29 protein-coding genes and 4 pseudogenes are annotated in these 23,836 nt (G+C 37.5%); 8 read left to right on the top strand and 25 right to left on the bottom strand.

Annotated features, from left to right (window positions below):
• Nucleotides 1-51 precede the first annotated feature (51 nt).
• The 23 genes and pseudogenes from infA to H3Z85_09795 form a co-directional block, all read right to left on the bottom strand.
• Nucleotides 52-267 carry a translation initiation factor IF-1 gene (gene infA / locus H3Z85_09905; GenBank protein ID QPQ53600.1) on the bottom strand — a complete coding sequence of 72 codons (216 nt, stop codon included), beginning with the start codon at nucleotides 265-267 and terminating at the stop codon, nucleotides 52-54.
• Nucleotides 268-270: 3 nt separating this feature from the next.
• A pseudogene (gene secY / locus H3Z85_09900) lies at nucleotides 271-1,651 on the bottom strand (preprotein translocase subunit SecY).
• Nucleotides 1,652-1,660: 9 nt separating this feature from the next.
• Nucleotides 1,661-2,110 carry a 50S ribosomal protein L15 gene (rplO, locus tag H3Z85_09895; protein ID QPQ53599.1) on the bottom strand — a complete coding sequence of 150 codons (450 nt, stop codon included), beginning with the start codon at nucleotides 2,108-2,110 and terminating at the stop codon, nucleotides 1,661-1,663.
• Nucleotides 2,111-2,131: 21 nt separating this feature from the next.
• Nucleotides 2,132-2,308 (bottom strand): 50S ribosomal protein L30, encoded by a 177-nt coding sequence (gene rpmD / locus H3Z85_09890; protein QPQ53598.1) that lies wholly within the window; start codon nucleotides 2,306-2,308, stop codon nucleotides 2,132-2,134.
• Nucleotides 2,309-2,318: 10 nt separating this feature from the next.
• On the bottom strand, nucleotides 2,319-2,840 hold the full coding sequence (gene rpsE, locus H3Z85_09885) for a 30S ribosomal protein S5 (GenBank protein ID QPQ53597.1): 522 nt from the start codon (nucleotides 2,838-2,840) through the stop codon (nucleotides 2,319-2,321).
• A gap of 19 nt (nucleotides 2,841-2,859) precedes the next feature.
• Nucleotides 2,860-3,198: a 50S ribosomal protein L18 gene (locus H3Z85_09880; protein QPQ53872.1), complete on the bottom strand. Its 339-nt coding sequence runs from the start codon at nucleotides 3,196-3,198 to the stop codon at nucleotides 2,860-2,862.
• 29 nt (nucleotides 3,199-3,227) lie between these two features.
• Nucleotides 3,228-3,773, bottom strand: coding sequence for a 50S ribosomal protein L6 (gene rplF / locus H3Z85_09875; GenBank protein QPQ53596.1), 546 nt, complete (start codon nucleotides 3,771-3,773; stop codon nucleotides 3,228-3,230).
• A 17-nt stretch (nucleotides 3,774-3,790) separates the two neighbouring features.
• On the bottom strand, nucleotides 3,791-4,189 hold the full coding sequence (gene rpsH, locus H3Z85_09870) for a 30S ribosomal protein S8 (GenBank protein QPQ53595.1): 399 nt from the start codon (nucleotides 4,187-4,189) through the stop codon (nucleotides 3,791-3,793).
• A 146-nt stretch (nucleotides 4,190-4,335) separates the two neighbouring features.
• Complete coding sequence (gene rpsN, locus H3Z85_09865) at nucleotides 4,336-4,605, bottom strand: 30S ribosomal protein S14 (GenBank protein ID QPQ53594.1); 270 nt, start codon at nucleotides 4,603-4,605, stop codon at nucleotides 4,336-4,338.
• A 3-nt stretch (nucleotides 4,606-4,608) separates the two neighbouring features.
• On the bottom strand, nucleotides 4,609-5,160 hold the full coding sequence (gene rplE, locus H3Z85_09860; protein ID QPQ53593.1) for a 50S ribosomal protein L5: 552 nt from the start codon (nucleotides 5,158-5,160) through the stop codon (nucleotides 4,609-4,611).
• A gap of 11 nt (nucleotides 5,161-5,171) precedes the next feature.
• Nucleotides 5,172-5,498 carry a 50S ribosomal protein L24 gene (rplX, locus tag H3Z85_09855; GenBank protein ID QPQ53592.1) on the bottom strand — a complete coding sequence of 109 codons (327 nt, stop codon included), beginning with the start codon at nucleotides 5,496-5,498 and terminating at the stop codon, nucleotides 5,172-5,174.
• Between the two features lie 21 nt (nucleotides 5,499-5,519).
• A pseudogene (gene rplN, locus H3Z85_09850) lies at nucleotides 5,520-5,887 on the bottom strand (50S ribosomal protein L14).
• A 2-nt stretch (nucleotides 5,888-5,889) separates the two neighbouring features.
• On the bottom strand, nucleotides 5,890-6,144 hold the full coding sequence (rpsQ, locus tag H3Z85_09845; protein ID QPQ53591.1) for a 30S ribosomal protein S17: 255 nt from the start codon (nucleotides 6,142-6,144) through the stop codon (nucleotides 5,890-5,892).
• Between the two features lie 12 nt (nucleotides 6,145-6,156).
• On the bottom strand, nucleotides 6,157-6,342 hold the full coding sequence (gene rpmC / locus H3Z85_09840; protein ID QPQ53590.1) for a 50S ribosomal protein L29: 186 nt from the start codon (nucleotides 6,340-6,342) through the stop codon (nucleotides 6,157-6,159).
• Between the two features lie 12 nt (nucleotides 6,343-6,354).
• Nucleotides 6,355-6,780 (bottom strand): 50S ribosomal protein L16, encoded by a 426-nt coding sequence (gene rplP, locus H3Z85_09835; protein QPQ53589.1) that lies wholly within the window; start codon nucleotides 6,778-6,780, stop codon nucleotides 6,355-6,357.
• Nucleotides 6,781-6,878: 98 nt separating this feature from the next.
• Entirely contained in the window at nucleotides 6,879-7,628 is a 750-nt protein-coding gene (rpsC, locus tag H3Z85_09830) for a 30S ribosomal protein S3 (protein QPQ53588.1), read from the bottom strand.
• Nucleotides 7,629-7,635: 7 nt separating this feature from the next.
• Nucleotides 7,636-8,034: a 50S ribosomal protein L22 gene (gene rplV / locus H3Z85_09825; GenBank protein ID QPQ53587.1), complete on the bottom strand. Its 399-nt coding sequence runs from the start codon at nucleotides 8,032-8,034 to the stop codon at nucleotides 7,636-7,638.
• A gap of 2 nt (nucleotides 8,035-8,036) precedes the next feature.
• The gene (gene rpsS, locus H3Z85_09820; GenBank protein ID QPQ53586.1) at nucleotides 8,037-8,315 is read right to left on the bottom strand and encodes a 30S ribosomal protein S19; all 279 of its coding nucleotides are present in this window, start codon (nucleotides 8,313-8,315) and stop codon (nucleotides 8,037-8,039) included.
• A 2-nt stretch (nucleotides 8,316-8,317) separates the two neighbouring features.
• Nucleotides 8,318-9,139, bottom strand: coding sequence for a 50S ribosomal protein L2 (gene rplB, locus H3Z85_09815; protein QPQ53585.1), 822 nt, complete (start codon nucleotides 9,137-9,139; stop codon nucleotides 8,318-8,320).
• Between the two features lie 22 nt (nucleotides 9,140-9,161).
• Entirely contained in the window at nucleotides 9,162-9,452 is a 291-nt protein-coding gene (rplW, locus tag H3Z85_09810; protein QPQ53584.1) for a 50S ribosomal protein L23, read from the bottom strand.
• Nucleotides 9,453-9,455: 3 nt separating this feature from the next.
• Nucleotides 9,456-10,085, bottom strand: a complete 630-nt coding sequence (gene rplD, locus H3Z85_09805; protein QPQ53583.1) for a 50S ribosomal protein L4 — start codon at nucleotides 10,083-10,085, stop codon at nucleotides 9,456-9,458.
• Nucleotides 10,076-10,702 (bottom strand): 50S ribosomal protein L3, encoded by a 627-nt coding sequence (gene rplC, locus H3Z85_09800; protein ID QPQ53582.1) that lies wholly within the window; start codon nucleotides 10,700-10,702, stop codon nucleotides 10,076-10,078. Before rplC ends, rplD begins: the two co-directional genes overlap by 10 nt.
• Before the next feature lie 464 nt (nucleotides 10,703-11,166).
• Nucleotides 11,167-11,928: a DeoR/GlpR transcriptional regulator gene (locus H3Z85_09795; GenBank protein ID QPQ53581.1), complete on the bottom strand. Its 762-nt coding sequence runs from the start codon at nucleotides 11,926-11,928 to the stop codon at nucleotides 11,167-11,169.
• 204 nt (nucleotides 11,929-12,132) lie between these two features.
• On the opposite strand from H3Z85_09795, the gene H3Z85_09790 reads away from it, so the two are divergent.
• The 8 genes and pseudogenes from H3Z85_09790 (at nucleotide 12,133) to H3Z85_09755 (ending at nucleotide 21,774) form a co-directional block, all read left to right on the top strand.
• The gene (locus H3Z85_09790; GenBank protein ID QPQ53580.1) at nucleotides 12,133-13,731 is read left to right on the top strand and encodes a glycerol-3-phosphate dehydrogenase/oxidase; all 1,599 of its coding nucleotides are present in this window, start codon (nucleotides 12,133-12,135) and stop codon (nucleotides 13,729-13,731) included.
• A gap of 8 nt (nucleotides 13,732-13,739) precedes the next feature.
• A complete protein-coding gene (glpK, locus tag H3Z85_09785; protein QPQ53579.1) occupies nucleotides 13,740-15,236 on the top strand; it encodes a glycerol kinase GlpK in 1,497 nt (498 codons plus the stop codon).
• Between the two features lie 24 nt (nucleotides 15,237-15,260).
• Nucleotides 15,261-15,992, top strand: coding sequence for an aquaporin family protein (locus tag H3Z85_09780; protein QPQ53578.1), 732 nt, complete (start codon nucleotides 15,261-15,263; stop codon nucleotides 15,990-15,992).
• A gap of 8 nt (nucleotides 15,993-16,000) precedes the next feature.
• Nucleotides 16,001-16,801 (top strand): hypothetical protein, encoded by an 801-nt coding sequence (locus tag H3Z85_09775; GenBank protein ID QPQ53871.1) that lies wholly within the window; start codon nucleotides 16,001-16,003, stop codon nucleotides 16,799-16,801.
• A gap of 187 nt (nucleotides 16,802-16,988) precedes the next feature.
• Nucleotides 16,989-17,408 carry a hypothetical protein gene (locus H3Z85_09770; GenBank protein ID QPQ53577.1) on the top strand — a complete coding sequence of 140 codons (420 nt, stop codon included), beginning with the start codon at nucleotides 16,989-16,991 and terminating at the stop codon, nucleotides 17,406-17,408.
• Nucleotides 17,409-17,600: 192 nt separating this feature from the next.
• Nucleotides 17,601-18,007 (top strand): annotated as a pseudogene (locus tag H3Z85_09765) (hypothetical protein).
• Nucleotides 18,004-18,974, top strand: a pseudogene (locus H3Z85_09760) (hypothetical protein). Before H3Z85_09765 ends, H3Z85_09760 begins: the two co-directional pseudogenes overlap by 4 nt.
• 79 nt (nucleotides 18,975-19,053) lie before the next feature.
• Nucleotides 19,054-21,774 (top strand): hypothetical protein, encoded by a 2,721-nt coding sequence (locus tag H3Z85_09755; GenBank protein QPQ53576.1) that lies wholly within the window; start codon nucleotides 19,054-19,056, stop codon nucleotides 21,772-21,774.
• 44 nt (nucleotides 21,775-21,818) lie between these two features.
• Here H3Z85_09755 and H3Z85_09750 read toward each other — a convergent pair whose 3' ends face one another.
• A complete protein-coding gene (locus tag H3Z85_09750) occupies nucleotides 21,819-22,322 on the bottom strand; it encodes a low affinity iron permease family protein (GenBank protein ID QPQ53575.1) in 504 nt (167 codons plus the stop codon).
• 127 nt (nucleotides 22,323-22,449) lie between these two features.
• A complete protein-coding gene (locus tag H3Z85_09745) occupies nucleotides 22,450-23,652 on the bottom strand; it encodes a PepSY domain-containing protein (GenBank protein QPQ53574.1) in 1,203 nt (400 codons plus the stop codon).
• Nucleotides 23,653-23,836: the final 184 nt, after the last annotated feature.

Here is a 23,836-nt window from a genome sequence, read left to right as displayed (position 1 = left end):
TTATTTTTTACAAATGCCAAATGGAATGTGTATTCCATTTGGCTAATTGTTTTAATATCTAAATGTGATCCTCCCTTTTGTCAAATCATAGGGAGACATTTCTAGTTTTACCTTATCACCGGGTAAAAGTTTAATATAATGCATTCTCATTTTGCCGGAGATATGAGCAATAAGGATATGCCCATTTTCCAACTCTACACGGAACATGGCGTTCGAAAGTGCTTCCACGATCACGCCATCTTGTTCAATATGTTTTTGTTTTGCCATAAATTAATATCCAGTCGTTCTTGATAATTTAGACTGCATTAAGCCATCATAATGATGGTTCAGCAGATAAGTATTAATCTGTTGAACTGTATCTAAAATTACACCCACCATAATTAATAGTGACGTTCCCCCCGAAAAACAGGGCAAACGCATCCGTCTGAACAAAGCTTCCATGCACAATTGCTGGAAGGACTGCAAAGATAGATAAAAAAATTGCACCTGGCAAGGTAATTTTTGATAAAATATCATCTAAATAATCAGCGGTCTCTTTTCCGGGTCTTACTTTTGGTACTAAACCTCCGTTTCTCTTTAAATCATCAGCCATCTGGTTTACCGGAATTGTAATCGCAGTATAGAAAAATGAGAAGATAATAATTAGTAGCGCAAACAATACATTGTACTGCCAGCTAAAAACATTCTTGAAACCTGCAAGAAAAGTGTTAGACTCATCGAATTTTGTTAATAGTCCTGGTACGAACATCAATGCCTGGGCAAAGATAATCGGCATTACACCAGCAGCATTCACTTTCAATGGAATCCATTGTCTTGCTCCCTGCATAAGATTTCTGTTTACACCTCCTCTTGCTTGAGCTCTGCTTACATACTGAATTGGAATTTTTCTAACAGCTACCGATAAAATCACAGCTAAAAGAACAACCAACATCCAGAATAATACTTCAATAAGGATCATGATTGATCCCATTCCTCCTTTTCCGTTCTGCACGGCCATCTCCTGTACGAATGCCTCAGGTAATCTTGAAAGGATCCCCACCATAATAAGGATAGAGATACCATTTCCGATTCCTTTATCGGTAATCTTTTCACCTAACCACATTGCAAATACTGAACCGCCTACCAGGATAACAATACTTGGTAACCAGAACATAATTGAATTGGGTTCTACAAAATATGCAGACTGGAACTGAGCATATGGTAAGAATAATTGAGTAATAGAAGTTAAGTAAGAAGGTGCCTGTACCAGACAAACCCCGATCGTTAACCATCTTGTAATTTGGTTCAATGTATTTCTACCTGACTCTCCATCTTTCTGAAGCTTCTGAAGATAAGGAATAGCCATCCCCATCAACTGAACAATAATAGAAGCAGAAATATAAGGCATGATTCCTAACGCCATTACGGAAGCGTGGCTGAAAGCTCCTCCCGTAAACGACGAAAGCAAGCCAAGGAGACCTGCTCCTTGCTTGTTACCGCCTTGATTTTTATAATGCTCTAAGAGATCTCCCACTTCTGCAAGGTTAATTGCGGGAAGTGAGATATAAGATGCGAATCTATACACAAGGATAATACCTAACGTAAAGAGAATTTTATCTCTTAATTCCTTTAGGCTCCATATATTTTTAAGTGTTTGTATAAATTCTTTCATTAGTAAGTATTATAAGGTAATTGCTTTTCCACCTGCTTTAGCAATAAGCTCTTCAGCAGATTTCGTGAATTTATCAGCAGAAATTGAAACCGCAGATTTCAATTCTCCTCTACCCATAATTTTCACTAATTCGTTTTTAGAAACGATCCCGTTTTCTACTAAAACTTCTTTCGTGATATCTCCTGTGATGGATTTGTTCTCGATTAAAGTCTGGATAGTATCAAGGTTCACTCCTCTAAACTCTTTTCTGTTTACGTTTTTGAAACCGAATTTAGGTAATCTTCTTTGCAAAGGCATCTGTCCACCTTCGAAACCGATTTTCTGAGAATAACCAGCTCTAGCTTTCTGACCTTTGTGTCCTTTTGTTGAAGTACCTCCTTTTCCAGTACCTTGTCCTCTACCAATTCTTTTTGAATTGAAAGTAGAACCTGCTGCTGGTTGTATATTGTTTAAATTCATTTTAATTTCTCTTTTATAAAATTATTTTTGAACTTCAAGTAAGTGACCTACAGCAGCGATCATTCCTAAGATAGAAGGAGTAGCTTCGTGCTCTACAACTTGGTGAAGTTTTTTTAATCCTAATGCTTCAAGCGTTCTCTTTTGGGTTTTTGTTCTACCAATAGCGCTTCTTACTTGCTTTACTTTAATTGTTGCCATTGTTTTATTATTAACCGTTAAACACTTTACTTAGAGAAATACCTCTCATTCTAGCGATTTCTTCAGGTCTTCTGATATCCAATAACGCTTTGAAAGTAGCTTTCACCACGTTGTGTGGGTTAGAAGATCCTTTAGATTTTGAAAGGATATCGTGAATACCAGCTGATTCCAATACTGCTCTAACCGCACCACCTGCGATCAATCCTGTACCGTGAGAAGCAGGTCTTAAGAAGATATCTGCACCACCGTATCTAGCAGTAGTTTGGTGAGGGATCGTATGGTTCATTACAGGAACTTTCACAAGGTTTTTCTTAGCATCTTCCACTGCTTTAGCAATTGCAGAAGCAACCTCTTTAGATTTTCCTAAACCGAAACCGATAACACCTTCTTCGTTTCCTACTACAACAATAGCAGAAAATCCGAAAGCTCTACCTCCTTTTGTTACTTTTGTTACTCTGTTAACAGCTACGAGACGATCTTTTAATTCTAATCCTCCCGGTTTTACTCTTTCTATATTATCTAGTCCTAACATATTTTCCGAAATTTAATGATTAGAATTTAAGTCCACCTTCTCTCGCACCCTCAGCTAGAGCTTTTACTCTACCGTGATATACGAAACCGTTTCTGTCAAATACAATACTTTCGATTCCTGCAGCGATAGCTTTAGCAGCGATAGCTTTACCAACAGCAGCAGAAACTTCAGTTTTAGTACCTTTAGCGTCTACACCTTTTTCTCTTGAAGAAGCCGATGCTAAAGTTGTACCGTTTTTATCGTCGATTAACTGAGCGTAAATTTCCTTATTACTTTTGTATACAGATAATCTTGGCAATTCAGAAGATCCAGAGATTTTCCCTCTTACTCTTCTTTTGATTCTTATTCTTTTTCTAATTTACTTAATGCCATAATACTTATAATTTATTAAGCAGATTTACCAGCTTTACGTCTAACAATTTCTCCTACGAATCTTACACCTTTTCCTTTGTATGGTTCAGGCTTTCTGAAAGAACGGATCTTTGCAGCTACCATTCCTAGAAGTTGGTTGTCGTGAGACGTTAAAGTAATAATTGGGTTTTTACCTTTTTCAGTCAATGTATCAACTTTTACTTCACCTGGAAGTTCTAATACGATACCGTGAGAGAATCCTAAAGCCAACTCAAGTTTTTGACCTGCGTGTGAAGCTCTATATCCTACCCCTACTAGTTCTAGTTTCTTTTCGAAACCTGCACTTACTCCAACGATCATGTTGTTGATTAACGCTCTGTATAGACCGTGAAGTGCTTTGTGTTGTTTAGAATCAGATGGTCTGTTTACGTTAAGTTCACCATCTTTCTGTTCTATAGTAATTCCTGCTGTAAGCTCCTGAGAAAGTTCTCCTTTAGGACCTTTTACAGTTACTACACCGTTGTTTTCAGTGATTGTAACTCCAGCTGGAACTGTAATAATTGCTTTACCAATTCTTGACATTTTCCTCTGATTAAAAATTAATAAACATAGCAGATTACTTCACCGCCTACTTTCTCTTCTCTAGCTTTCTTGTCAGTCATTACTCCTTTAGAAGTAGAGATGATAGAAATACCCAAACCGTTTAGTACTCTTGGAAGCTCAGCTGAACCTTTGTACTGTCTTAGACCTGGTCTTGAAGCTCTTTGGATAGACTTAATAGCAGGTTTGTTAGTTTGCTTATCGTACTTTAAAGCGATTTTGATCACTCCTTGAACAGCGTTATCTTCAAACTTGTAGTTTAAGATATACCCTTGATCAAATAGGATCTTAGTAATCTCCTTTTTGATTTTCGATGCAGGAATTTCCACCACTTTGTGGCCTGCGCTTTGTGCGTTCCTTACTCTAGTTAGGAAATCTGAAATTGGATCTGTTACCATTTTTCTTTTATAAATTATTGGTTAAAGAACAATCAGTTTTGCAAAGACTTGAAGATTAAAATATCAGACTTCAGAAAACTTCGGTCTGATATTTTTTATCTTTAGTATCTGAACAACTTAATTGTTCCGATTTTAATTAGTAATTACTACCAACTGGCTTTTCTTACACCTGGGATAAGACCGTTGTTTGCCATTTCTCTGAAAGTTACTCTGGAAATACCGAACGTTCTCATGTATCCTCTTGGTCTACCTGTCAGTTTACATCTGTTGTGTAATCTTACAGGAGAAGCATTTTTAGGCAATTTTTGAAGTCCTTCGTAATCACCAGCTTCTTTAAGAGCTTGTCTTTTAGCAGCGTATTTAGCAACTAGTGCTTCTCTTTTGCGCTCACGCGCTTTCATTGATTCTTTAGCCATTTCTTAGTTCTTTTTAAATGGTAAACCGAAGTGAGTTAATAATGCTTTAGCTTCTTTATCTGTTTTCGCAGTTGTCACGAAAGTGATGTCCATCCCTTGGATTTTTTTCACTTTGTCAATTACGATTTCAGGGAAGATAATTTGCTCAGTAATACCTAAGTTGTAGTTACCTCTACCATCGAAACCATCTGCTTTGATACCAGAGAAATCTCTGATACGTGGTAAAGCAGAAGAAGTTAGTCTGTCTAAGAACTCATACATTCTCTGAGCTCTCAAAGTTACTTTTGCACCTACAGGCATTCCTTTTCTCAGTTTGAATGCAGCTTCATCTTTCTTAGAGATAGTCCCTACTGCTTTCTGACCTGTGATGTTTGTCAATTCTTCTACAGCATAATCAATGATTTTCTTATCTGCAGTAGCATCTCCTAAACCTTGTGATACAACGATTTTCTCTAATCTAGGTACTTGCATGATTGACTTGTACCCGAATTCTTCCATCATTGCAGGAACAATTGTCTCTTTATATGCTTTTTTGGGTCTTGCTATAAATTCCATGTTAATTCAAATTATAAAGTTTCACCCGTTTTTTTGTTCACTCTTACTTTCTTATCTCCTTCGATTTTGTAACCGATTTTGATAGCTTTTCCGTCTTTACCAACTAAAGCTACGTTTGAGATATGAATAGAAGCTTCCTTTTCAGTAATTCCTCCTTGAGGATTTGCAGCTGAAGGCTTAACGTGTTTTTTAACGATGTTAAGTCCTGCAACAATTACTCTTGGGTCTCTACCTTCTTTCTTGATCACTTCAATAACTTCACCAGTCTTACCTTTGATATCTTTCTTACCAGTAGTAATGATTACGTTATCTCCTCTTTTTATTTTTAACTTTGACATTTCTTTAAAAAATTTTAAAAATTAAAGTACTTCAGGAGCTAATGAAATGATTTTCATATATTCTTTGTCTCTCAACTCACGAGCAACCGGTCCGAAAACACGCGTTCCTCTCATTTCTCCCGCTGCGTTTAGTAATACACAAGCATTGTCGTCGAATTTGATGTATGAACCATCTTTTCTTCTTACTGCTTTTTTAGTTCTTACTACGACAGCTTTAGATACCTGACCTTTTTTGCGTTTCCTGATGGTGTAGAATCCTTGATAGTAACAACGATTTTATCACCAACTGAAGCATATCTTCTTCTGGTTCCTCCCAGAACTCTGATAACTAGTACTTCTTTTGCACCTGTGTTATCAGCAACTTTTAATCTTGATTCTGTTTGTAACATTATTACTTAGCTTTTTCAATGATTCTTACTAATCTCCATCTCTTGCTCTTGCTCAAAGGTCTAGTTTCTTGGATCAAAACTGTATCACCTTCTGTGCATTCGTTGTTCTCGTCGTGTGCGGTATATTTTTTCGTTTTCAAAACGAATTTACCGTACATCGGGTGCTTTACTCTTGTAGTTTCACTAACAACAATAGTTTTTTCCATTTTATTGCTGGAAACCACTCCGATTCTTTCTTTTCTTAAATTTCTATCCATTGTAAAATGAAATTATTGTTTGTTAGTTAACTCAGTGTTTAGTCTTGCGATTGTTCTTCTCAAATCTTTGATTTGAATCGGGTTTTCAATTGGGCTGATTGCATGAGCCAATTTCAGTTTAGAATATTGAGCTTTTGCTTCAGTTAATTGAGCTTGAATATCACCCGCGCTTAAATTTTTAATATCAGCATTTTTCATTGTATTCAAAGATTATAGAGGTTTAACAAAATCGTTAGCAACGACGAATTTAGTAACTACTGGTAATTTTTGTGCAGCAAGTCTTAAAGCTTCCTTAGCGATTTCGTAAGATACTCCTCCGATTTCGAACATAATTTTACCTGGTTTTACTACAGCTACCCAATATTCAACAGCACCTTTACCTTTACCCATACGTACTTCCGCTGGCTTCTTAGTAATTGGTTTGTCTGGGAAGATTTTGATCCATAGTTGACCTTCTCTCTTCATATATCTTGTCGCAGCGATACGAGCCGCTTCAATTTGTCTTGCAGTGATCCAAGCTCCTTCCGTTGCTTTGATCCCAAAAGTTCCGTAAGCAAGTTGACTACCTCTCTGGGCATTCCCCTTCATCTTCATCTTGTGAACTCTACGGAATTTGGTTCTTTTTGGTTGTAACATAATTTCTAAATTTTAGATTTTAGATTTTAGATTTTAGATTTTTTTTAATTTTAAAAAAGTAACGGTAATTTAAAATTCAAAACTTCTAATCTAAAATTTTAATTATTATTGTTATTGTTGTTGTTTTTTCTAGGTCTTCTGTTGTCTCTGTCTCCTCCTCTGTTTCCTCTGTCTGACTGACCTCCTTTTTTCTGTTGTCCCACTAGTGGAGAAAGTTCTCTTTTACCGTAAACTTCACCTTTCATGATCCAAACTTTTACTCCTAGTCTACCGTAAGTAGTGTGAGCTTCTGCCCAGTGGTAATCAATATCAGCTCTGAAAGTTGACAATGGAATTCTTCCTTCTTTGAAAGATTCTGATCTTGCCATTTCAGCTCCGTTCAATCTACCAGAGATCTGAACTTTGATACCTTCAGCACCCATTCTCATAGTACTTGCCATCGCCATTTTAACAGCTCTTCTGTAAGAGATTCTGTTTTCAATTTGCTTAGAAATACTATCAGCAACTAGTACAGCATCTAATTCAGGTCTTTTGATTTCGAAGATGTTGATCTGAATATCCTTACCAGTCAATTTCTTCAACTCTTCTTTCAATTTATCAACTTCCTGACCTCCTTTACCGATGATCAATCCCGGTCTAGCAGTAGTGATTGTAACTGTTACTAATTTAAGTGTTCTTTCAATAAAGATTTTTGAAATACCACCTTTAGATAATCTAGCCTCAAGGTATCTTCTGATTTTGTAGTCTTCCGCGATTCTGTCTCCATAATCGTTTCCACCAAACCAGTTAGAATCCCATCCTCTGATGATACCTAATCTATTACCAATTGGATTTGTCTTCTGTCCCATACCTTGATTAATTTTCTTTATTACCTAAGATTAATGTAACGTGGTTAGATCTTTTTCTGATTCTATACCCTCTTCCTTGTGGAGCTGGCCTTAGTCTCTTCAATTGTCTTGCACTATCCACGAAGATTTCTTTAACGATAAGGTTAGCTTCTTCGATATCCGCACCTTCGTTTTTCACCTGCCAGTTTGCCATAGCAGAAAGAAGTAATTTTTCTAACTTGTTAGAAGCATCCTTCTTAGAATATTTTAGGATATAAAGAGCTTTATCTACCTGCTCTCCTCTAATGATATCAGCAACTAATCTCATTTTTCTCGGAGAAGACGGGCAATTATTTAATGAAGCTTTTACAACGTCTTTGTTAGCTTCTTTTCTTGCGATTGAACTATCTTGTTTTCTTGATCCCATGATTATCTGCTTCCTTTGTTTTTGTTACCACCATGACCTCTGAAAGATCTTGTTGGAGAAAATTCGCCTAACTTGTGACCAACCATGTTTTCTGTAACGTAAACAGGGATAAAAGATTTCCCGTTGTGTACAGCAATAGTTTGTCCTACGAAGTCCGGAGAGATCATAGATGCTCTAGACCAAGTTTTGATAACTGTCTTCTTACCAGACTCTATATTTGCCTGAACCTTCTTATCTAAAGTATGATGAATGAACGGTCCTTTCTTAAGTGATCTTGCCATAATTATTTTCTTTTAGATACGATGTAACGGTTAGACACTTTGTTTTTCTTTCTAGTTTTGTAACCTTTAGCCGGTTTACCGTTTCTAGATCTTGGGTGACCTCCTGAAGAACGTCCTTCCCCACCACCCATTGGGTGATCTACTGGGTTCATTACAACCGCTCTTGTTCTTGGTCTTCTACCTAACCATCTGCTTCTACCAGCCTTACCTGATACAGTTAATTGGTGATCTGAGTTGGAAACTGATCCAATCATTGCATAACATTCAGTAAGGATCATTCTTGATTCTCCTGAAGGCAATTTGATGATCGCATACTTACCATCTCTAGAAGTCAATTGAGCTGAAGAACCAGCACTTCTTGCTAAAATTGCACCTTGACCAGGCTTCATTTCAACACAAGAAATTACAGTACCTAAAGGAATGTTTTTCAACTTCATTGCATTTCCTACATTTGGCTCTACGTTTTCACCAGAAATGACTTTCTGATCAACTTTGATACCGTTTGGAGCGATGATATATCTCTTCTCTCCGTCAGCATACTCTAATAAAGCGATAAATGCAGTTCTGTTTGGATCGTATTCTACAGATTTTACAGTTGCTTCAACGTTTGCTTTGTTTCTTTTGAAGTCTATAATTCTGTATTTCTTTTTGTGTCCACCTCCGGTGTAACGCATGGTCATTTTACCTGTTTGGTTACGTCCACCTGACTTTTTAATACCAACTGTTAGAGATTTCTCTGGTTTGTTGGTAGTAATTTCCTCAAAATTGTTTACAATTCTGAATCTCTGTCCCGGGGTGATAGGTTTTAATTTTCTAACAGACATTACTATTATTTATAATTAATAATTAATTTACAGCAAAAATATCGATAACCTCACCTTCAACAAGTTTAATTACCGCTTTTTTCAATTTGTTTGTCTTTCCTACTTGAAGACCTTTTTTAGTGTATTTTGAAGAAACCTTCGGAGCATAAATCATTGTGTTAACGTCTGCTACTTTTACACCGTAAGCTGCTTCAACAGCCTTTTTAATCTGGATTTTATTCGCCTTAGGATCAACTAAGAAAGAATAAGAACCTCTTAAATCTGTAAGGTAATTAGCCTTTTCTGAAATAACTGGTTTAATAATAACTGACATGACTTATTTCTTTAAATTTTCCTGGAATTTTTCAACTGCACCTTCGAAGAAAATGATCTCACCAGCGTTTACTAAATCGTAAGAGCTTACTTCGTTGAAGTTCATTACTTTAGTCTTAGGTAAGTTTCTTGAAGATAAATACACATTCTTGTTAGCTTCAGGAAGAATAAACAAAGATTTTTTACCGCTTAATGTCAATGCATCTAATACAGTGATGAAATCTTTAGTTTTAGGAGCATTTAAGCTCATATCTTCTAAAACTCTGATGCTGTTGTCTCTCATTTTCTGAGATAAAACAGATTTTTTAGCTAATCTCTTAAGAGCTTTGTTCAATTTGAATCTGTAGTCTCTTGGTTTTGGTCCGAATACTCTACCTCCACCTCTGAAAGTTGGAGATTTAATATCACCATATCTAGCAGATCCTGATCCTTTTTGCTTCTTAAGCTTTTTAGTAGAAGCAGTAATTTCGCTTCTTTCTTTTGCTTTATGAGTTCCTTGTCTTTGTGCAGCAAGGTACTGTTTAACTTCTAAGTAAACCGCGTGCTGGTTTGGCTCAATTCCGAATACTGTTTCGTCTAGAGTTACTTTTCTTCCGGTCTCTTTTCCTGATGTATTTAATACTACTAGTTCCATTTTCTGATAATTACATAAGAATTTTTAGCTCCCGGAACAGCACCTTTTACTACTAAAAGATTTTGTTCTTGATCAACTTTTAACACTTGAAGGTTTTGAACAGTTACCTGCTCACCTCCCATTCTTCCAGCCATTCTCATCCCTTTGAATACTCTTGAAGGGTCTGAACCAGCACCGATAGAACCTGGAGCTCTAAGTCTGTTGTGCTGACCATGAGTTGCCTGCATTACACCTCCAAATCCGTGTCTTTTAACAACACCCTGGAAGCCTTTACCTTTCGAAGTTCCTGTTACGTCAACATACTCACCTTCAGTGAATAAATCAACTTTTACTTCTTCTCCTACTTTTACTTCATCAACGAATTCTCTGTAGAATTCTACCAATTTAGCTTTAGGAGCAGAACCAGCCTTTTTAAAATGACCAGCTAACGCTTTACCAACGTTCTTCTCACTCTTGTCATCGAAACCTAATTGAACAGCTTTATAACCGTCTTTTTCTAAGGTTCTGACCTGTAAAACCGAGCATGGACCAGCTTGGATAACTGTACAAGGAATGTTTTTTCCTTCTTCGTTAAACAAAGATGTCATACCGATTTTTTTACCAATAATACCTGACATTGTTTATATTAAATAAAATTTATCTTTCTGTTTATCACCATTTTTAGGAGGTCTAAAGTAATTTCTACTTCTGATATAGGCATACTACGCCCCTAAAATGAGTGTGCAAATCTACGAATAATTTTGTAACTGACAAATATTTCAACTAAAATATTTTGATTTTTAATCATTTAGGTCATTTTAAAAAAATCAGAAGACTTTGAGAAAAAGTTTTGCTGACTCAAAATATTCATGATCTCCATCTGTTTATTACAAAGACTTTGCAGCGAACAGCTATACACAAAACAAATGCCATAACTCATAGAGAATGAAATATTTCGTTTTTTCATCGGAAAAAACTTACAATTCATCACGTACAGAAAATTATAGATGGTTATTTCTGCCATGATGACATCCCATTTAATGAAAAAAAACCTTATGAGATCATAAGGTTGATAGTATTATATAGTAAAGTTCTGATTATATTATCTGATGACATTCACACCGATTTCTTCCAGTTTTGCCTGGTCTTCATCCGAAATTCCATGATCCGTAATGAGATAATCAATCTGATCCAGTGAACCAATTTTACCGAAACCTTTTTTATTCAGCTTGGAAGAATCCGCAAGGATCACGGTCTGATCAGCACATTCAATCATAACCTGATTAAGATGAGCCTCTGCAGCATTGGAGGTACTGATTCCAAATTCAAGATCAATCCCATCCACACCCAGAAAAAGTTTGTTACAGGAAAACTGCTTAAGGATCCCTTCGGAAATAGATCCCACTATGGAAGTAGAGCTTTTCCTCACCTCACCTCCTAATTGGATAATATTAATATTAGGATTATTACAAAGCTCAATTGCGACCCTCAAAGATGACGTCAATACTGTAAGCGGTCCAAAATTCACCAGCATCCTTGCAAGATAGTGCATGGTAGTTCCCGAAGCCAGGATAATACAGTCATTTTCCTGAATCAACGACAAAGCCGCTTTGGCAATTGCCTGCTTCGCTTCCACATTGATATTCTCTTTCTCCCCTACATTCTTCTCATAAGCATATCTTACCTGCTTACTAGCTCCCCCATGATTTCTGAAAAGAAGTCCCAGACTTTCGAGATAGTTCAGATCCTTTCGGATCGTAACTGAAGATACATTTAACCTCTCACACAAATCCTGAACGAGAACATGACCTTTTTCATCCAGTTCTTTTAATATTTCATCATGCCTTGGTATTAGCTTCTCCATTTAATTTGTTTGTTCAAAATTACCGCTTTTTTTTTCAAATATAAGCTTTTATTGTTTTTTAAAGGCCCGTTACAATTCGTTCGTTTTCAATGATAAAAGCCTTTTCCAAACAATAATGATTTCATTCGTTGAAATTTCATTTATTTTTCTTTTACTTTCATTTTAAATTTATATATTTGAAAACGAAACATAAACGAAACATTTATGAAACGAAACGAAGAACTCAGTAAATTAACCAATGTAAAACAGTGGGACTTTATAGTCATAGGAGGAGGAGCCAGTGGTTTAGGTTCAGCATTAGACGCAGTAAGCAGAGGATTCAAAACTTTATTGCTTGAATCCCACGACTTTGCGAAAGCAACATCCAGCAGAAGTACCAAATTGGTACATGGTGGAGTAAGATATCTTGCACAGGGAGATATCGGTTTGGTAAAAGAAGCATTAAAAGAAAGAGGCTTGTTGGCTAAAAATGCAGCACATATTGTGAAAAACCAATCTTTTATCATTCCTAATTATACCTGGTGGGGCGGAATCTACTACAAAATAGGATTATCAGTTTATGATTTCCTAGCCGGAAAACTAAGTTTGGGAAAGACAAAATACATCAGCAAATCAAAAACCATCGAAAAGCTGCCAACTATTGAACAAAACCATTTGATGAGTGGAGTTGTTTACCAGGACGGACAGTTTGATGATGCCAGATTGGCCATCAATTTAACCCAGACTATTATTGAAAAAGGCGGAAGTGCAATCAATTATATGAAGGTAGTAGGTCTGTTGAAAAATGATTCCGGTAAAGTAATCGGAGTGACTGCAGAAGATCAGTTTACCCAACAACAGTATCAGATTCATGCCAATGTTGTCATCAACGCGACAGGAGTATTCACCAACGAGATTCTCAACATGAATAATCCGAAACATGGCAAATTTGTTGTACCGAGTCAGGGAATCCACCTGGTATTGGATAAATCTTTCCTTAAAAGTGATGATGCCATTATGATTCCAAAAACTTCCGATGGCAGAGTATTGTTTGTTGTACCATGGCATGACAGAGCACTGGTAGGAACTACCGACACTCTTTTGAAGGATGAAAGTTTTGAACCCCGAGCCCTGGAAGAAGAGATCAGCTTTGTTTTAAACACAGCAAGACAATATTTAGCAAAAAAACCTACCCGCGAGGATGTGAAATCAGTTTTTGCAGGCCTTCGTCCGCTTGCCGCCCCTAAAGACGGTGCCAAAAGTACAAAAGAAGTTTCCCGCAGCCACAAAGTGATCACTTCAGACACAGGACTGGTTTCTATTATCGGAGGAAAATGGACGACCTACCGTAAAATGGCTGAAGATACAATAGACGAAGCCATGAAAGTGCATCAGCTTGGAAACACCCCTTCTAAAACAGAACATCTTTCCATTCACGGGAATATGAAACCGGAGCTGGTAGACAGAACCAATCATTTATATGTTTACGGATCTGATATCCCGGCTGTAAAAGCTCTTCAGGAAAGCAACCCTCGTTATGCGCAAAAAATACACCCGGATCACCCTTTCACTGTGGCCGAGGTAGTATGGGCGGTAAGAAACGAAATGGCTGTGATCATTGAAGATATTTTAGCAAGAAGAGTTCGTTTGTTATTCTTAGATGCAAGAGCAGCGATAGACTGTGCTCACAATGTAGCGCGCATCATTGCTGAAGAAAATGGGAATTCTGAAGAATGGGCTCAAAAACAGGAAGACGAATTTATAGCACTGGCAAAAGGATATTTACTGACTCCTTATTCCCCTAAAGTTATTAACCTAAATTAACACCATATATGAATGAAAAATTAATTCTCGCTCTTGACCAGGGGACAACTTCCTCCAGAGCGATTCTTTTCAACCACAGTGGAGAAATAAAATACGTATCACAGAAAGACTTCAGACAAATTTTTCCAACTCCGGGTTGGGTAGAGCATGATCCGAATGAAATCTGGTCATCACAAATCTCTGTGGCAGCAGAAGTGATAGCAAAAGCAGGAATCTCCGGACTGGAAGTTGCCGCTATCGGGATTACCAATCAACGTGAAACAACGGTGGTTTGGGATAAGGAAACAGGTGAACCGATCTATAATGCCATCGTATGGCAGGACCGCAGAACTGCGAAATACTGCGACGAACTGAAAGAACAGGGACACACCGAAGCTATCAAAGAAAAAACAGGACTTGTACTTGATGCCTACTTTTCAGCAACCAAATTAAAATGGATCCTTGATAATGTAGACGGGGCAAGAGAAAAGGCGGAAGCCGGAAAATTATGTTTTGGAACGGTTGATACATGGCTTGTATGGAAACTTACCCGTGGCAAAATGTTCATTACAGATGTATCGAATGCAAGCAGAACCATGCTTTTAAACATTCATTCTCTGGAATGGGATCAAGATTTACTGGAACTGTTTAATATTCCTAAAGCCATTCTTCCTGAGGTAAAGCAAAGCAGCGAAGTATATGGTGAAACAGCCACTACTCTATTCTCTACGAAGATCCCGATTGCAGGGATAGCAGGAGATCAGCAGGCAGCTTTATTCGGTCAGATGTGTACCTCTCCTGGAATGGTAAAAAATACATACGGAACCGGATGTTTCTTATTAATGAATACGGGAAAAGAAGCGGTATCATCCAAGAACAACCTTCTTACAACTGTAGCATGGAAAATCAACGGCGAAGTAAATTATGCTCTGGAAGGAAGTGTATTTGTAGGCGGCGCAGCTATTCAATGGCTTCGAGACGGGCTTAAACTGATTGACTCTTCGGAACAGATCAATACATTGGCATCATCTGTTAAAGACAATGGTGGCGTTTATTTCGTTCCGGCCCTTACAGGATTAGGAGCTCCTTACTGGGATCAATATGCCCGTGGAACTATTGTAGGAATCACCAGAGGTACTACCGATGCCCATATCGCCAGAGCAACTCTGGAAGGAATTGCATTTCAGGTCTATGATATTGTAAAAGCGATGGAAGCAGATTCAGGAAGAGCAAGTCTTGAATTGAGAGTAGACGGCGGAGCTTCTGCCAGCGATCTTCTGATGCAGATACAATCCGATTTGTTCAGCTTTAAAATCACAAGACCAAAAACTTTGGAGACAACAGCCTTAGGAGCCGCATACCTGGCAGGTCTTGCTGTAGGATACTGGAAAAGCATAGATGAGATCCAATCTCAATGGATCGTAGACAAAGATTTCCATCCTCAGCTGGAGAATGAAAAGGTTGACAAGATGATCCATTCATGGAAAAAAGCTGTGAGCCGTGCTCAAAACTGGATAGAAGACTAATTCCCTTACCTTAAAAATACACTTATGACTCCATTTATTGCAGAAGTAATCGGGACGATGCTTCTTATACTGTTAGGCAACGGCGTTGTAGCAAATGTTGTCTTAAAAGATACCAAAGGGAATAATTCCGGATGGATTGTGATCACTACTGCCTGGGCGCTGGCTGTTTTTGTCGGGGTTACAGTAGCCGGCCCTGTGAGTGGGGCTCATTTGAATCCTGCAGTAACCATTGGTTTGGCTACAGCAGGGCAGTTTTCATGGGATCTGGTACCTTCTTATATTGCTGCCCAAATGATCGGAGGGATGCTTGGTGCCTTTCTGGTATGGCTGTTTCATAAAGATCATTTTGCAATTACAGAAGACGAAGGGGCAAAACTGGCCTGTTTCAGTACGGGCCCTGCGATCAGAAAGACTTCTTCAAACCTGATCAGTGAAATTATCGGAACATTTGTACTGGTATTCTGTGTATTCTATTTTGCCAATCCAAGTATTTCCCTGCAGGCAGATCCAACGGCTAAAGTAGGACTCGGTTCCATCGGTGCCATCCCGGTTACGTTTGTAGTTTGGGCCATCGGTCTATCTCTAGGAGGAACTACAGGGTATGCTATTAACCCCGCAAGAGATCTAGCCCCGAGAATAATGCATGCCATCCTTCCGGTAAAAGGGAGCAGTGACTGGAGCTATGCATGGATTCCGGTAGTAGGCCCTATCACAGGAGCCGTTATTGCCGCTGTTTTATATGGATTTTTAAAATAATACAAATGATGAAAAAAATCTTAAAAGGAATCTTCCTTCTTGCCCTGGGCACAGGAAGATTGTTTTCTCAGGAAAACACAGAGGCCAAAGAAGGCAGGCTGGATTTTACCGCTAACATCCAGAACAATCACCTGTGGAGAGGTCTTATTATTACAGATAAACCTGTTGTAATGGGGAATCTTTCCTATGCGCTGGATGCAGAAAAGAAATGGAAAGTAGGAATATGGGGAGCATCGGCATTGGCTGATGATAAAGACAATACCCATTACAAAGAGATCAATTATTATATCCAGTATTCGGACGGACGCTTTTATATTGGATTATGGGATCTTTACAATTCAAGGAACATCAATACAGCTGTTGCCGCTGATGATATCTTCAGCTATTCACAACGAAGAACTGCACATATCATTGATTTAAGGACGAAATACACTTTTGGACCATCATTCCCAATTAATATCGAAGCAGATATTATGCTGTACGGAGGTGCCAATGCCGGAGAAGTGATTCTTGAACCGGACGGAAGTTATAAAAAGAACAGATATTCTACGTACATTCAGGCAAGCTATCCGGTAATCAGCGGGCAGAAAGTAAACCTGGATGCTTTTGTGGGGGCAGGTTTTGCTCTTAATGACAAGACATTCCTCTATGGAAATGGGAAAAACAGTTTTGATATCGTGAATGTAGGTGTGAAAGCAGGAAAAGTGGTTAAGATCACCGATCATTACAGTCTTCCCGTCCATATGATGGTGATGTGGAATCCTTCTAATAAGTTTGCAAGAATTCAACTGGCAGCCACCGTTTTTTAAACCGGTTTCTATAAAAATGATATATGGCCACTCTATTTCGGAGTGGTCTTTCGTTTATTGCATGGAGATCACCCTTACAGATTATCTGGTATAGGTTTAAAATTGATATGATGAGTCCCTATCCATTCACCGGGATTTTACGGTTGAGGATTTAAACAATTATTTTTACTTTTGAAAAAAAGAAACTATGAAAAAGATCTTAAGCTTAGTAGTTGTATGTCTTTGTACTTTTGTTTTAGCACAACAGGGAAAGGTACCCTTTACAGGGAAAAGAAGTTTTGATATCATGAAAGGCTACAGCGGTACCGGCACTCCTCATTATTATCTGGATGTAAAGAAAACCGGCGATGTATACTTTGGATACGTTCAGGTGAATCAGGCGAACGGAAAAGAAATGACCGAAGAAGTAAACGCCGGGAAGTATGTTCCTAATAAAGTAATGAAAGTACATTTCAAAAAATACAACGAGACTTTCTTTGTAAAGTTTGATAAAGACAAAATCTTTATGACCGATGAAAAAGGGAAAGTTCAAAATCTTGAAGGCTGCTGCTCTTCCCGAGAAAGTGTGGACAAAGATACTTGCAATTGTGAAAGTGAATTGTATTAACATCATACACAGCCATTCCTTTTGGAGTGGTTTTTTATTTTCAAAAGATCAGGATGCCCCTGTTCATGCGAAGAAAATTACAAAACCTCCGTTTATCATCACATAAGAGATAAAACAGCTCTATTACTATTAATCACCGGGAAATTACGGTTGAAGATTCAGATAAATATTTCTACTTTTGAAAAAAAAACTATGAAAAAGATTTTCAGTGTACTGATCTTATGCCTGAGTATTTTATCTTTCGCACAGTCTCAGACTCCGTTTACAGGGAAAAGAGATTTTAATATTGAAACCGGAGAACAAGGTTCAGGAGCACCGTCTTATTATCTGGAGGTAAAGAGCAACGGAGATGTTCACTTTGGCTCTGTTCAGGTAGACCCTGAAAGTGGAAAAGAAAAAAAGGAAGTTATCAATGCCGGGAAGTATAATCCGAAAGTCATGAAGGTTCATTTTAAAACATATCATGAAACATTGTATGTGAAATTCGACAAAAAAAATATTTATTTAACGGATGCTAACGGAAACATCAAAAATCTGATGACTGCTGTCCGGAAACGGGTGAAAAGAATTGTAACTGTAAGAGTATTTTATATCAATGAAAGCATTAAAACTTTTATTCCTCTTGCTCCTTATTGTTTCATGTCATAAAAAGAAAGACCACCCTTATACATTTTATTACTGGAGGACCAATCTGAAGCTGGATCTGGAAGAAAAAAGGTTTTGGACAAAGCTCCGGTGCCTTTTCTCTATACAAGATTTTTCGATGTCGATAAAGTGAACGGTACATTTCAGCCTGTGGCCGTTATTACCAGGGAGTCAAGTTTTAAGACAGTCCAAAAGATTGTACCCACTGTATTTATCACCAACCCTACTCTGCTGGGGATTACTCAGGAAGAAATTAAGTTTCTGGCAGAAAGTATTCATCATCTGATTCAAAAGAAATCGGAAGAATATCATTTGACAACAAACAATGAAATTCAAATTGACTGTGACTGGACCGCCGGCACACGGGATGATTATTTTAGATTTTTAAAAGAACTGAAAAGAGTTTCGGGAAAAGAGGTTACCTGTACGCTTCGCCTTCATCAGGTAAAGGATAGAAAGCTGACAGGAATTCCTCCTGTTGATAAGGTATATTTAATGTGCTATTCTACTTCATCTCCTCTGGAAAAGTCTGATAAAAATTCAATCCTGGATGTCAATATTCTCAAAAGTTACCTTTCAAAACTGGAAGATTATCCCATCAAGAACATTGACGTTGCGTTACCCATCTATTCATGGGGAATTGTAACGAATCATCTCGACAAACATAAACTCATCAATGCGTTATCTAAAAAGGATCTTGAAAACCCCGATTTTAAAAAGATCTCTGAATATGAAGCGGAAATCACAAAAGACGGTTTCTATTTTGGAAGATATTTAAACAAGGGATTTACCATAAAAGTAGAAGAAATATCTGAAGAACAACTTGAAGAGGTGATTCAGTTTTTAGAGAAAAAAATCCCTACTTTTAATGTAATTTATTATCAATTAGATAGTAAATTTGTGTCAGATCGAAAATTTTAAATCTTCAAAAGATAGAGGCATTACAATGCCCGGGATCATAAACATCAATTACAAAAAAACTAAAAACACGACAAACCCTATGAAAAAGTATATTCTTTCACTTGCGGTTGTATCACTTTTCTATACCCAATCTGACGCCTGCGCGTGGTCGGATCCTGATTATGATTATTTCAACCTTTTCACCCAAAGCATTATTAAAGATAAATCATATCTTCCGTTTCTGCGGACGTATTCTGATCGGTTCTATAGAGAATACAGCCCTTCCTTGATTCCTGATGACAATATTGAAACATGGAAAAAGTTCTTTAATAACCAGCTTACTTATTCCGAGACACAAAATCTTGTGTACAAAATGAGTATGAGTGACCTGAATGCGCTTAAAAATGGTAATCCTGCTAATCCATTGCTTCTCAAATTAGGCAACGGGTCCTATCAGAAATATAAGGAAGGTATTGATTATTTAATTGAAGCCAAATATCTGGAACCTTATATGAGCATCAATTATATCGAAAGTGAAAATTCATTTTATTATGACAGGGATGCCAACCGGAAAAATGCCACTGCCCTTGATTATGATAAAACGATCTCAGCTTTAACATCGCTGTATACTGCGGCCAGAAATCCTGAGATCAAACAACGCTACGGCTATCAGCTGGTGCGTCTGAATCACTATACCAGAAACTATGATTCTGCCGTAAAAGCCTTTAATACCTATGTAACGCCCATCAAACTGAGGGGAACTGTTTACTTTATGGCTTTGGATCAGCTGGCGGGAGCTCAAAGAGGCCTTGAAATGAACGGTGATGCCAACTGGAACTTCTTCCAGGTGTTCATGAACAGTAAAGATCGTAAAGAGTCTGCTTTTGTATCTATGAAACTTTCAGATACGGCTTCTTTCAATAATATCATGAAAAGGGCAGGCAGCAATGAAGAGAAAAATATGGCCTATTTTCTTTTGGGATATGAAGAATACACCAATCCTATTCCGACTATGGAAAAGATGTATGATATCAATCCTGATTCGGAGATCTTAAAGGTGATGGCTGCAAGGGCTATTAATGAGCTGGAAAGAAATTACCTTCCTACTTATTATTATTCTGAATCAGCATCAGAGAAAAGTGCGGTTCAGAAAGGAAATACAGAAACCAACGATTCAAAAGATAAAGCAGCACCGGTAGTCAAGGAAGAAAAGATCTCTTTCTGGCAAAAAATAGTGAGGTTTTTCAAGAACCTTTTCGGAAGTTCTTCATCTGACAAAAATAGCAATAGTAACAAATCAGACCTGAGTGATGATGCATTATTCAGCAATCCGGACAGGATCCCTTTCTATACCCGTGCCAATTATTATTACGATACTAAAAATCAGGACTTCCTGGATGACCTTGAAAAGTTCACTGAAAAAACAAAAGAAAAGTCCGGTGATGAATACTGGCAGATTGCGGACGCTTACCTTAAGTTCCTGAAGAAAGACTATAAAGCCAGTTCTGAAATTCTGAATGATATTAAAACAACCAATCCGGAATATCTGGAAGAAATCAAAAGAATGAAAGTTCTGAATGACATTGTATCCCAGCCTAAAATTGATGCAGCCTACGAAGACCATTTAATGAAAGATTACCCTCAGTATTTTGTAGAAAAAGAGGGTAAAAAAGATACTGCCACTACTGCTAATTCAGTTTCCGATTATTACGGAAGTGCACCGTCAACGGCACGCTTCCTTAAAGATGTGCTGGCCAACCGTTATTTCCTTCAGGGAGAAGACGGAAAATCTTTCCTGATGAACAATAAACTTTCAGATTTGCAGTATAACCCGAATTCAGATTTGGTGAAGAGTGTTGAAGATTTTTACAGAAAGCCAAATAAAAGTCAGTTTGAGCAGCAGGTCATAGCGAAAAATATGGATAGCGTAGGAAATATTGATGCCTTCTTCAATATGATTTATGGTGACAGGAAGATGAGACTTGCCGACTTTGAGAAAGCAAAATCATATTATGAAAAAGCCCAGAACTTCACCGGAATACCAAGACAAAACTACGAATGGACGGAAAAAGATGGCCAGAAGATCAGCCAAAAACAATATGCTTCCACTGAATACAACGGTTTCAATAATATTTCAGATCTTGTTTTCGGACATAATGTTTGGGAAAGTTTTGAGAGCGGGGATACGGAAACAATGAAAGCTGAAAATTATTCGGACTTTCCATTTATTAAGAGTAATATGAACAAGCTCGACCTGGCCAACAGCCTTATTCAGCTTAAAAAGATCGGAAGCGGAAATGATGAGAAAGCAGCGAAAGCGAATCAGCTGATCGGAAACCTTCTTTACAACACTTCAGTTTTGGGATATTACAGACAATTGTTTGTAATGGATATCGATAATAGTAACGGAGGAAAGTACCATTTCTGGACAACAGACCGAACCAACCCATACCAATATTATTACAAGGATTTCCTGAATACCATCTTTATTGAACCTGATAATTTTGATCTGTCCATCAATTATTACCAAAAGGCCCTTAAGCTTTCTAACAATAAAGAAGAAAAAGCAAGGATTCTCTTCCAGATGGCAAGTGCTGAGCAGGGTAAATATTATCAATATGAAGCAAAAAACAAAAGAGAATATGACTATTCTGATCCTAAATGGTCAGAAAAAGAGGCCGCCTATCAGAAAGAACTTGACAATCTTAAAAATCAGAAGTACAGAACATATTTTGCACAGTTAAAAACTCAATATGGAGATACGGAAGCAGCAAGAAGCCTTATGGGTAGTTGCAGTTACTTCAGTTATTTTATGAGATAATTAAGTTACCGGTCTCTATTCTGTCAACTTATAGTAAAAAGGAATCAGTTTGATTCCTTTTTTTGTTGTTCCTGTTTTTGCAGCCATTCTTCATGCTTTCGTTTAAAAAAATCATACTTATAATCATGATTTCTCTGGGCAGCATCAATGGAGTGAGAGGTATGTATATCCAAATCTTTTTTAGACAACTGGGCGAGCTGTTCATAGTAATGGTGAAGCTGATCCAGCTCTACTTCTGTAAGATCTTCGATGTCCACTATTCTATTGCTCGCTTTTTCATGCGCAGCAAGGAGTTCATTTAATTTGATCTGTATGGCTTTGGAATCTTTATTCTGCGCTTTCTGAATAAGGAATACCATCAGAAAAGTGATGATTGTAGTACCGGTATTAATGACCAGCTGCCAGGTTTCCGAGTAATCAAAGAATGGTCCGGAAAATGCCCATAGAACGACAATAAGGAAAGCCCCGACAAAGGCATATGCACTGCCTGTAAATTTCACAGCCCAGTTTGAAAATTTTTCAAAAAACTGATTCTTCTTATGTCCCATACTATTTATTTTTCTTCTAATAAATGTATAAAATTAACATGAATCTGATGAAACAAAAATAAAAAATGAGGTATATAAAAACAGAAAAGAGAAGTTAAAAAACTCCTCTTTAATTTTTCCAGCTGATCTATGTATTGTTCATCTTGCTGTACCTGTGCCACCATATCAGGAATCCCGTCACCGGCAGAGAGCATCCGATGAGGGATACAATACAATAAATAATGATGCTTGGTAATCCCATGATTTCCCCCGTATGCAGAGGTTTTGCCAAAGCAGTAAACTGCTTGTTCAGGGGTTTGTCTGAAAATAATTCTTTCGTTTTGAAAACTCCTGTTTTATCAAAAGTTACTTCATCGGGAAACATCATCCCCAAAGCGTTCTGAGTATTGGTTTTAATGACAACATATCTCGGATTTTCTTTATTGGGAAGTTCTACGCTGGTAACAGCTTTATAAGGCAAATGCTGGTCAGCAAGATGTAAAATCATATCAATGGATGCTGAAGCAGAATTCTTGAGGTTTTTCTTTTCATCCTGCTTTTGAAGCATATCTTCCAAAAGTCCTCCGAAAGGATCATCTGCATTATCTTTCTCTTGAGCAATATTATCTATCGATGTTCCTCCAAGCCCTACAATAAGACCATTCTTCACCCATGGATAGGTAACATATAATCCGGTGACAGCCATAAAGAAAAGCATCAGAAAGGTATAAAAACCAAGGGTATTGTGCAGGTCATAATTAACGCGTTGAAACTTTGCTTTCCACATTACCGTTAAGCCCTGTTTCAAAAACTTCAGCTTTTTGGGCAACCATAATATCAACCCTGAGATCAACAGGATACAAAAGATCAGTACCGATGCTCCTACAATCTGTCTTCCCACATTACCCAACATAAGGTTTCTGTGGAGATCGAGTACAAGTTCAAAGAAACGACCGGAACCAACATCAGCCTGGCCCAGCAACTCTCCTGTGTATTGATTATAATAAGCACTTTTGTCCAGTTGATTTTCACGGTAGCCGATGACGTAACTTCTTCCTTTGTCTGCAGGAATCAGTAAAGACGTTAATTGTTTGTTCTCTCTTAACAGTTCGGCCTGAATCAAGTCAGCATTTTTAGTTTTTTCAGCCGTTGCACTGATATACACTTTATCCCTGTTGCTAAAATCGATAACCTGATTTTTAAAGGCATACAGACAACCGGTAAGGCACATCACAAAAACAATAATACTTGATAAAAGACCCAGCCACAGGTGCATCAGCCACATCAGATACTTAGTGACAGATTCATTTTTCCTTTTTTTCCTGTAAAGACTTTTAAGTAATAATTTCATAGGGGGCTTAATAGCAAAAACATTAAGACGCGTTACCGTCTTAATGTTTTCCAAAATTAAAATTGATATGAATAAATTAAAAAAGTTAATATGATTCTGAGTGAAGCCGGTCAAAAAAAACGTTTATTTTACAAAACATCTCTTTTTCCTGCATTCAAAACTTAAAACATATTATTTTCTTCCT

The sequence above is a fragment of the Chryseobacterium indologenes genome, from assembly GCA_016025055.1.
Lineage (GTDB): Bacteria > Bacteroidota > Bacteroidia > Flavobacteriales > Weeksellaceae > Chryseobacterium > Chryseobacterium indologenes.
The sequence above is the reverse complement of the archived record's forward strand: the minus strand, read 5'-3'. Positions and strand labels throughout refer to the sequence as shown.

What these genes read in the sequence shown, in the direction of transcription:
- infA (QPQ53600.1), bottom strand. Translation starts at nt 267, where the DNA reads ATGGCAAAACAAAAACATATTGAACAAGATGGCGTGATCGTGGAAGCA.
- rplO (QPQ53599.1), bottom strand. Translation starts at nt 2,110, where the DNA reads ATGAATTTAAACAATATACAACCAGCAGCAGGTTCTACTTTCAATTCA.
- rpmD (QPQ53598.1), bottom strand. Translation starts at nt 2,308, where the DNA reads ATGGCAACAATTAAAGTAAAGCAAGTAAGAAGCGCTATTGGTAGAACA.
- rpsE (QPQ53597.1), bottom strand. Translation starts at nt 2,840, where the DNA reads ATGTTAGGACTAGATAATATAGAAAGAGTAAAACCGGGAGGATTAGAA.
- rplF (QPQ53596.1), bottom strand. Translation starts at nt 3,773, where the DNA reads ATGTCAAGAATTGGTAAAGCAATTATTACAGTTCCAGCTGGAGTTACA.
- rpsH (QPQ53595.1), bottom strand. Translation starts at nt 4,189, where the DNA reads ATGGTAACAGATCCAATTTCAGATTTCCTAACTAGAGTAAGGAACGCA.
- rpsN (QPQ53594.1), bottom strand. Translation starts at nt 4,605, where the DNA reads ATGGCTAAAGAATCAATGAAAGCGCGTGAGCGCAAAAGAGAAGCACTA.
- rplE (QPQ53593.1), bottom strand. Translation starts at nt 5,160, where the DNA reads ATGGAATTTATAGCAAGACCCAAAAAAGCATATAAAGAGACAATTGTT.
- rplX (QPQ53592.1), bottom strand. Translation starts at nt 5,498, where the DNA reads ATGTCAAAGTTAAAAATAAAAAGAGGAGATAACGTAATCATTACTACT.
- rpsQ (QPQ53591.1), bottom strand. Translation starts at nt 6,144, where the DNA reads ATGGATAGAAATTTAAGAAAAGAAAGAATCGGAGTGGTTTCCAGCAAT.
- rpmC (QPQ53590.1), bottom strand. Translation starts at nt 6,342, where the DNA reads ATGAAAAATGCTGATATTAAAAATTTAAGCGCGGGTGATATTCAAGCT.
- rplP (QPQ53589.1), bottom strand. Translation starts at nt 6,780, where the DNA reads ATGTTACAACCAAAAAGAACCAAATTCCGTAGAGTTCACAAGATGAAG.
- rpsC (QPQ53588.1), bottom strand. Translation starts at nt 7,628, where the DNA reads ATGGGACAGAAGACAAATCCAATTGGTAATAGATTAGGTATCATCAGA.
- rplV (QPQ53587.1), bottom strand. Translation starts at nt 8,034, where the DNA reads ATGGGATCAAGAAAACAAGATAGTTCAATCGCAAGAAAAGAAGCTAAC.
- rpsS (QPQ53586.1), bottom strand. Translation starts at nt 8,315, where the DNA reads ATGGCAAGATCACTTAAGAAAGGACCGTTCATTCATCATACTTTAGAT.
- rplB (QPQ53585.1), bottom strand. Translation starts at nt 9,139, where the DNA reads ATGTCTGTTAGAAAATTAAAACCTATCACCCCGGGACAGAGATTCAGA.
- rplW (QPQ53584.1), bottom strand. Translation starts at nt 9,452, where the DNA reads ATGTCAGTTATTATTAAACCAGTTATTTCAGAAAAGGCTAATTACCTT.
- rplD (QPQ53583.1), bottom strand. Translation starts at nt 10,085, where the DNA reads ATGGAACTAGTAGTATTAAATACATCAGGAAAAGAGACCGGAAGAAAA.
- rplC (QPQ53582.1), bottom strand. Translation starts at nt 10,702, where the DNA reads ATGTCAGGTATTATTGGTAAAAAAATCGGTATGACATCTTTGTTTAAC.
- H3Z85_09795 (QPQ53581.1), bottom strand. Translation starts at nt 11,928, where the DNA reads ATGGAGAAGCTAATACCAAGGCATGATGAAATATTAAAAGAACTGGAT.
- H3Z85_09790 (QPQ53580.1), top strand. Translation starts at nt 12,133, where the DNA reads ATGAAACGAAACGAAGAACTCAGTAAATTAACCAATGTAAAACAGTGG.
- glpK (QPQ53579.1), top strand. Translation starts at nt 13,740, where the DNA reads ATGAATGAAAAATTAATTCTCGCTCTTGACCAGGGGACAACTTCCTCC.
- H3Z85_09780 (QPQ53578.1), top strand. Translation starts at nt 15,261, where the DNA reads ATGACTCCATTTATTGCAGAAGTAATCGGGACGATGCTTCTTATACTG.
- H3Z85_09775 (QPQ53871.1), top strand. Translation starts at nt 16,001, where the DNA reads ATGAAAAAAATCTTAAAAGGAATCTTCCTTCTTGCCCTGGGCACAGGA.
- H3Z85_09770 (QPQ53577.1), top strand. Translation starts at nt 16,989, where the DNA reads ATGAAAAAGATCTTAAGCTTAGTAGTTGTATGTCTTTGTACTTTTGTT.
- H3Z85_09755 (QPQ53576.1), top strand. Translation starts at nt 19,054, where the DNA reads ATGAAAAAGTATATTCTTTCACTTGCGGTTGTATCACTTTTCTATACC.
- H3Z85_09750 (QPQ53575.1), bottom strand. Translation starts at nt 22,322, where the DNA reads ATGGGACATAAGAAGAATCAGTTTTTTGAAAAATTTTCAAACTGGGCT.
- H3Z85_09745 (QPQ53574.1), bottom strand. Translation starts at nt 23,652, where the DNA reads ATGAAATTATTACTTAAAAGTCTTTACAGGAAAAAAAGGAAAAATGAA.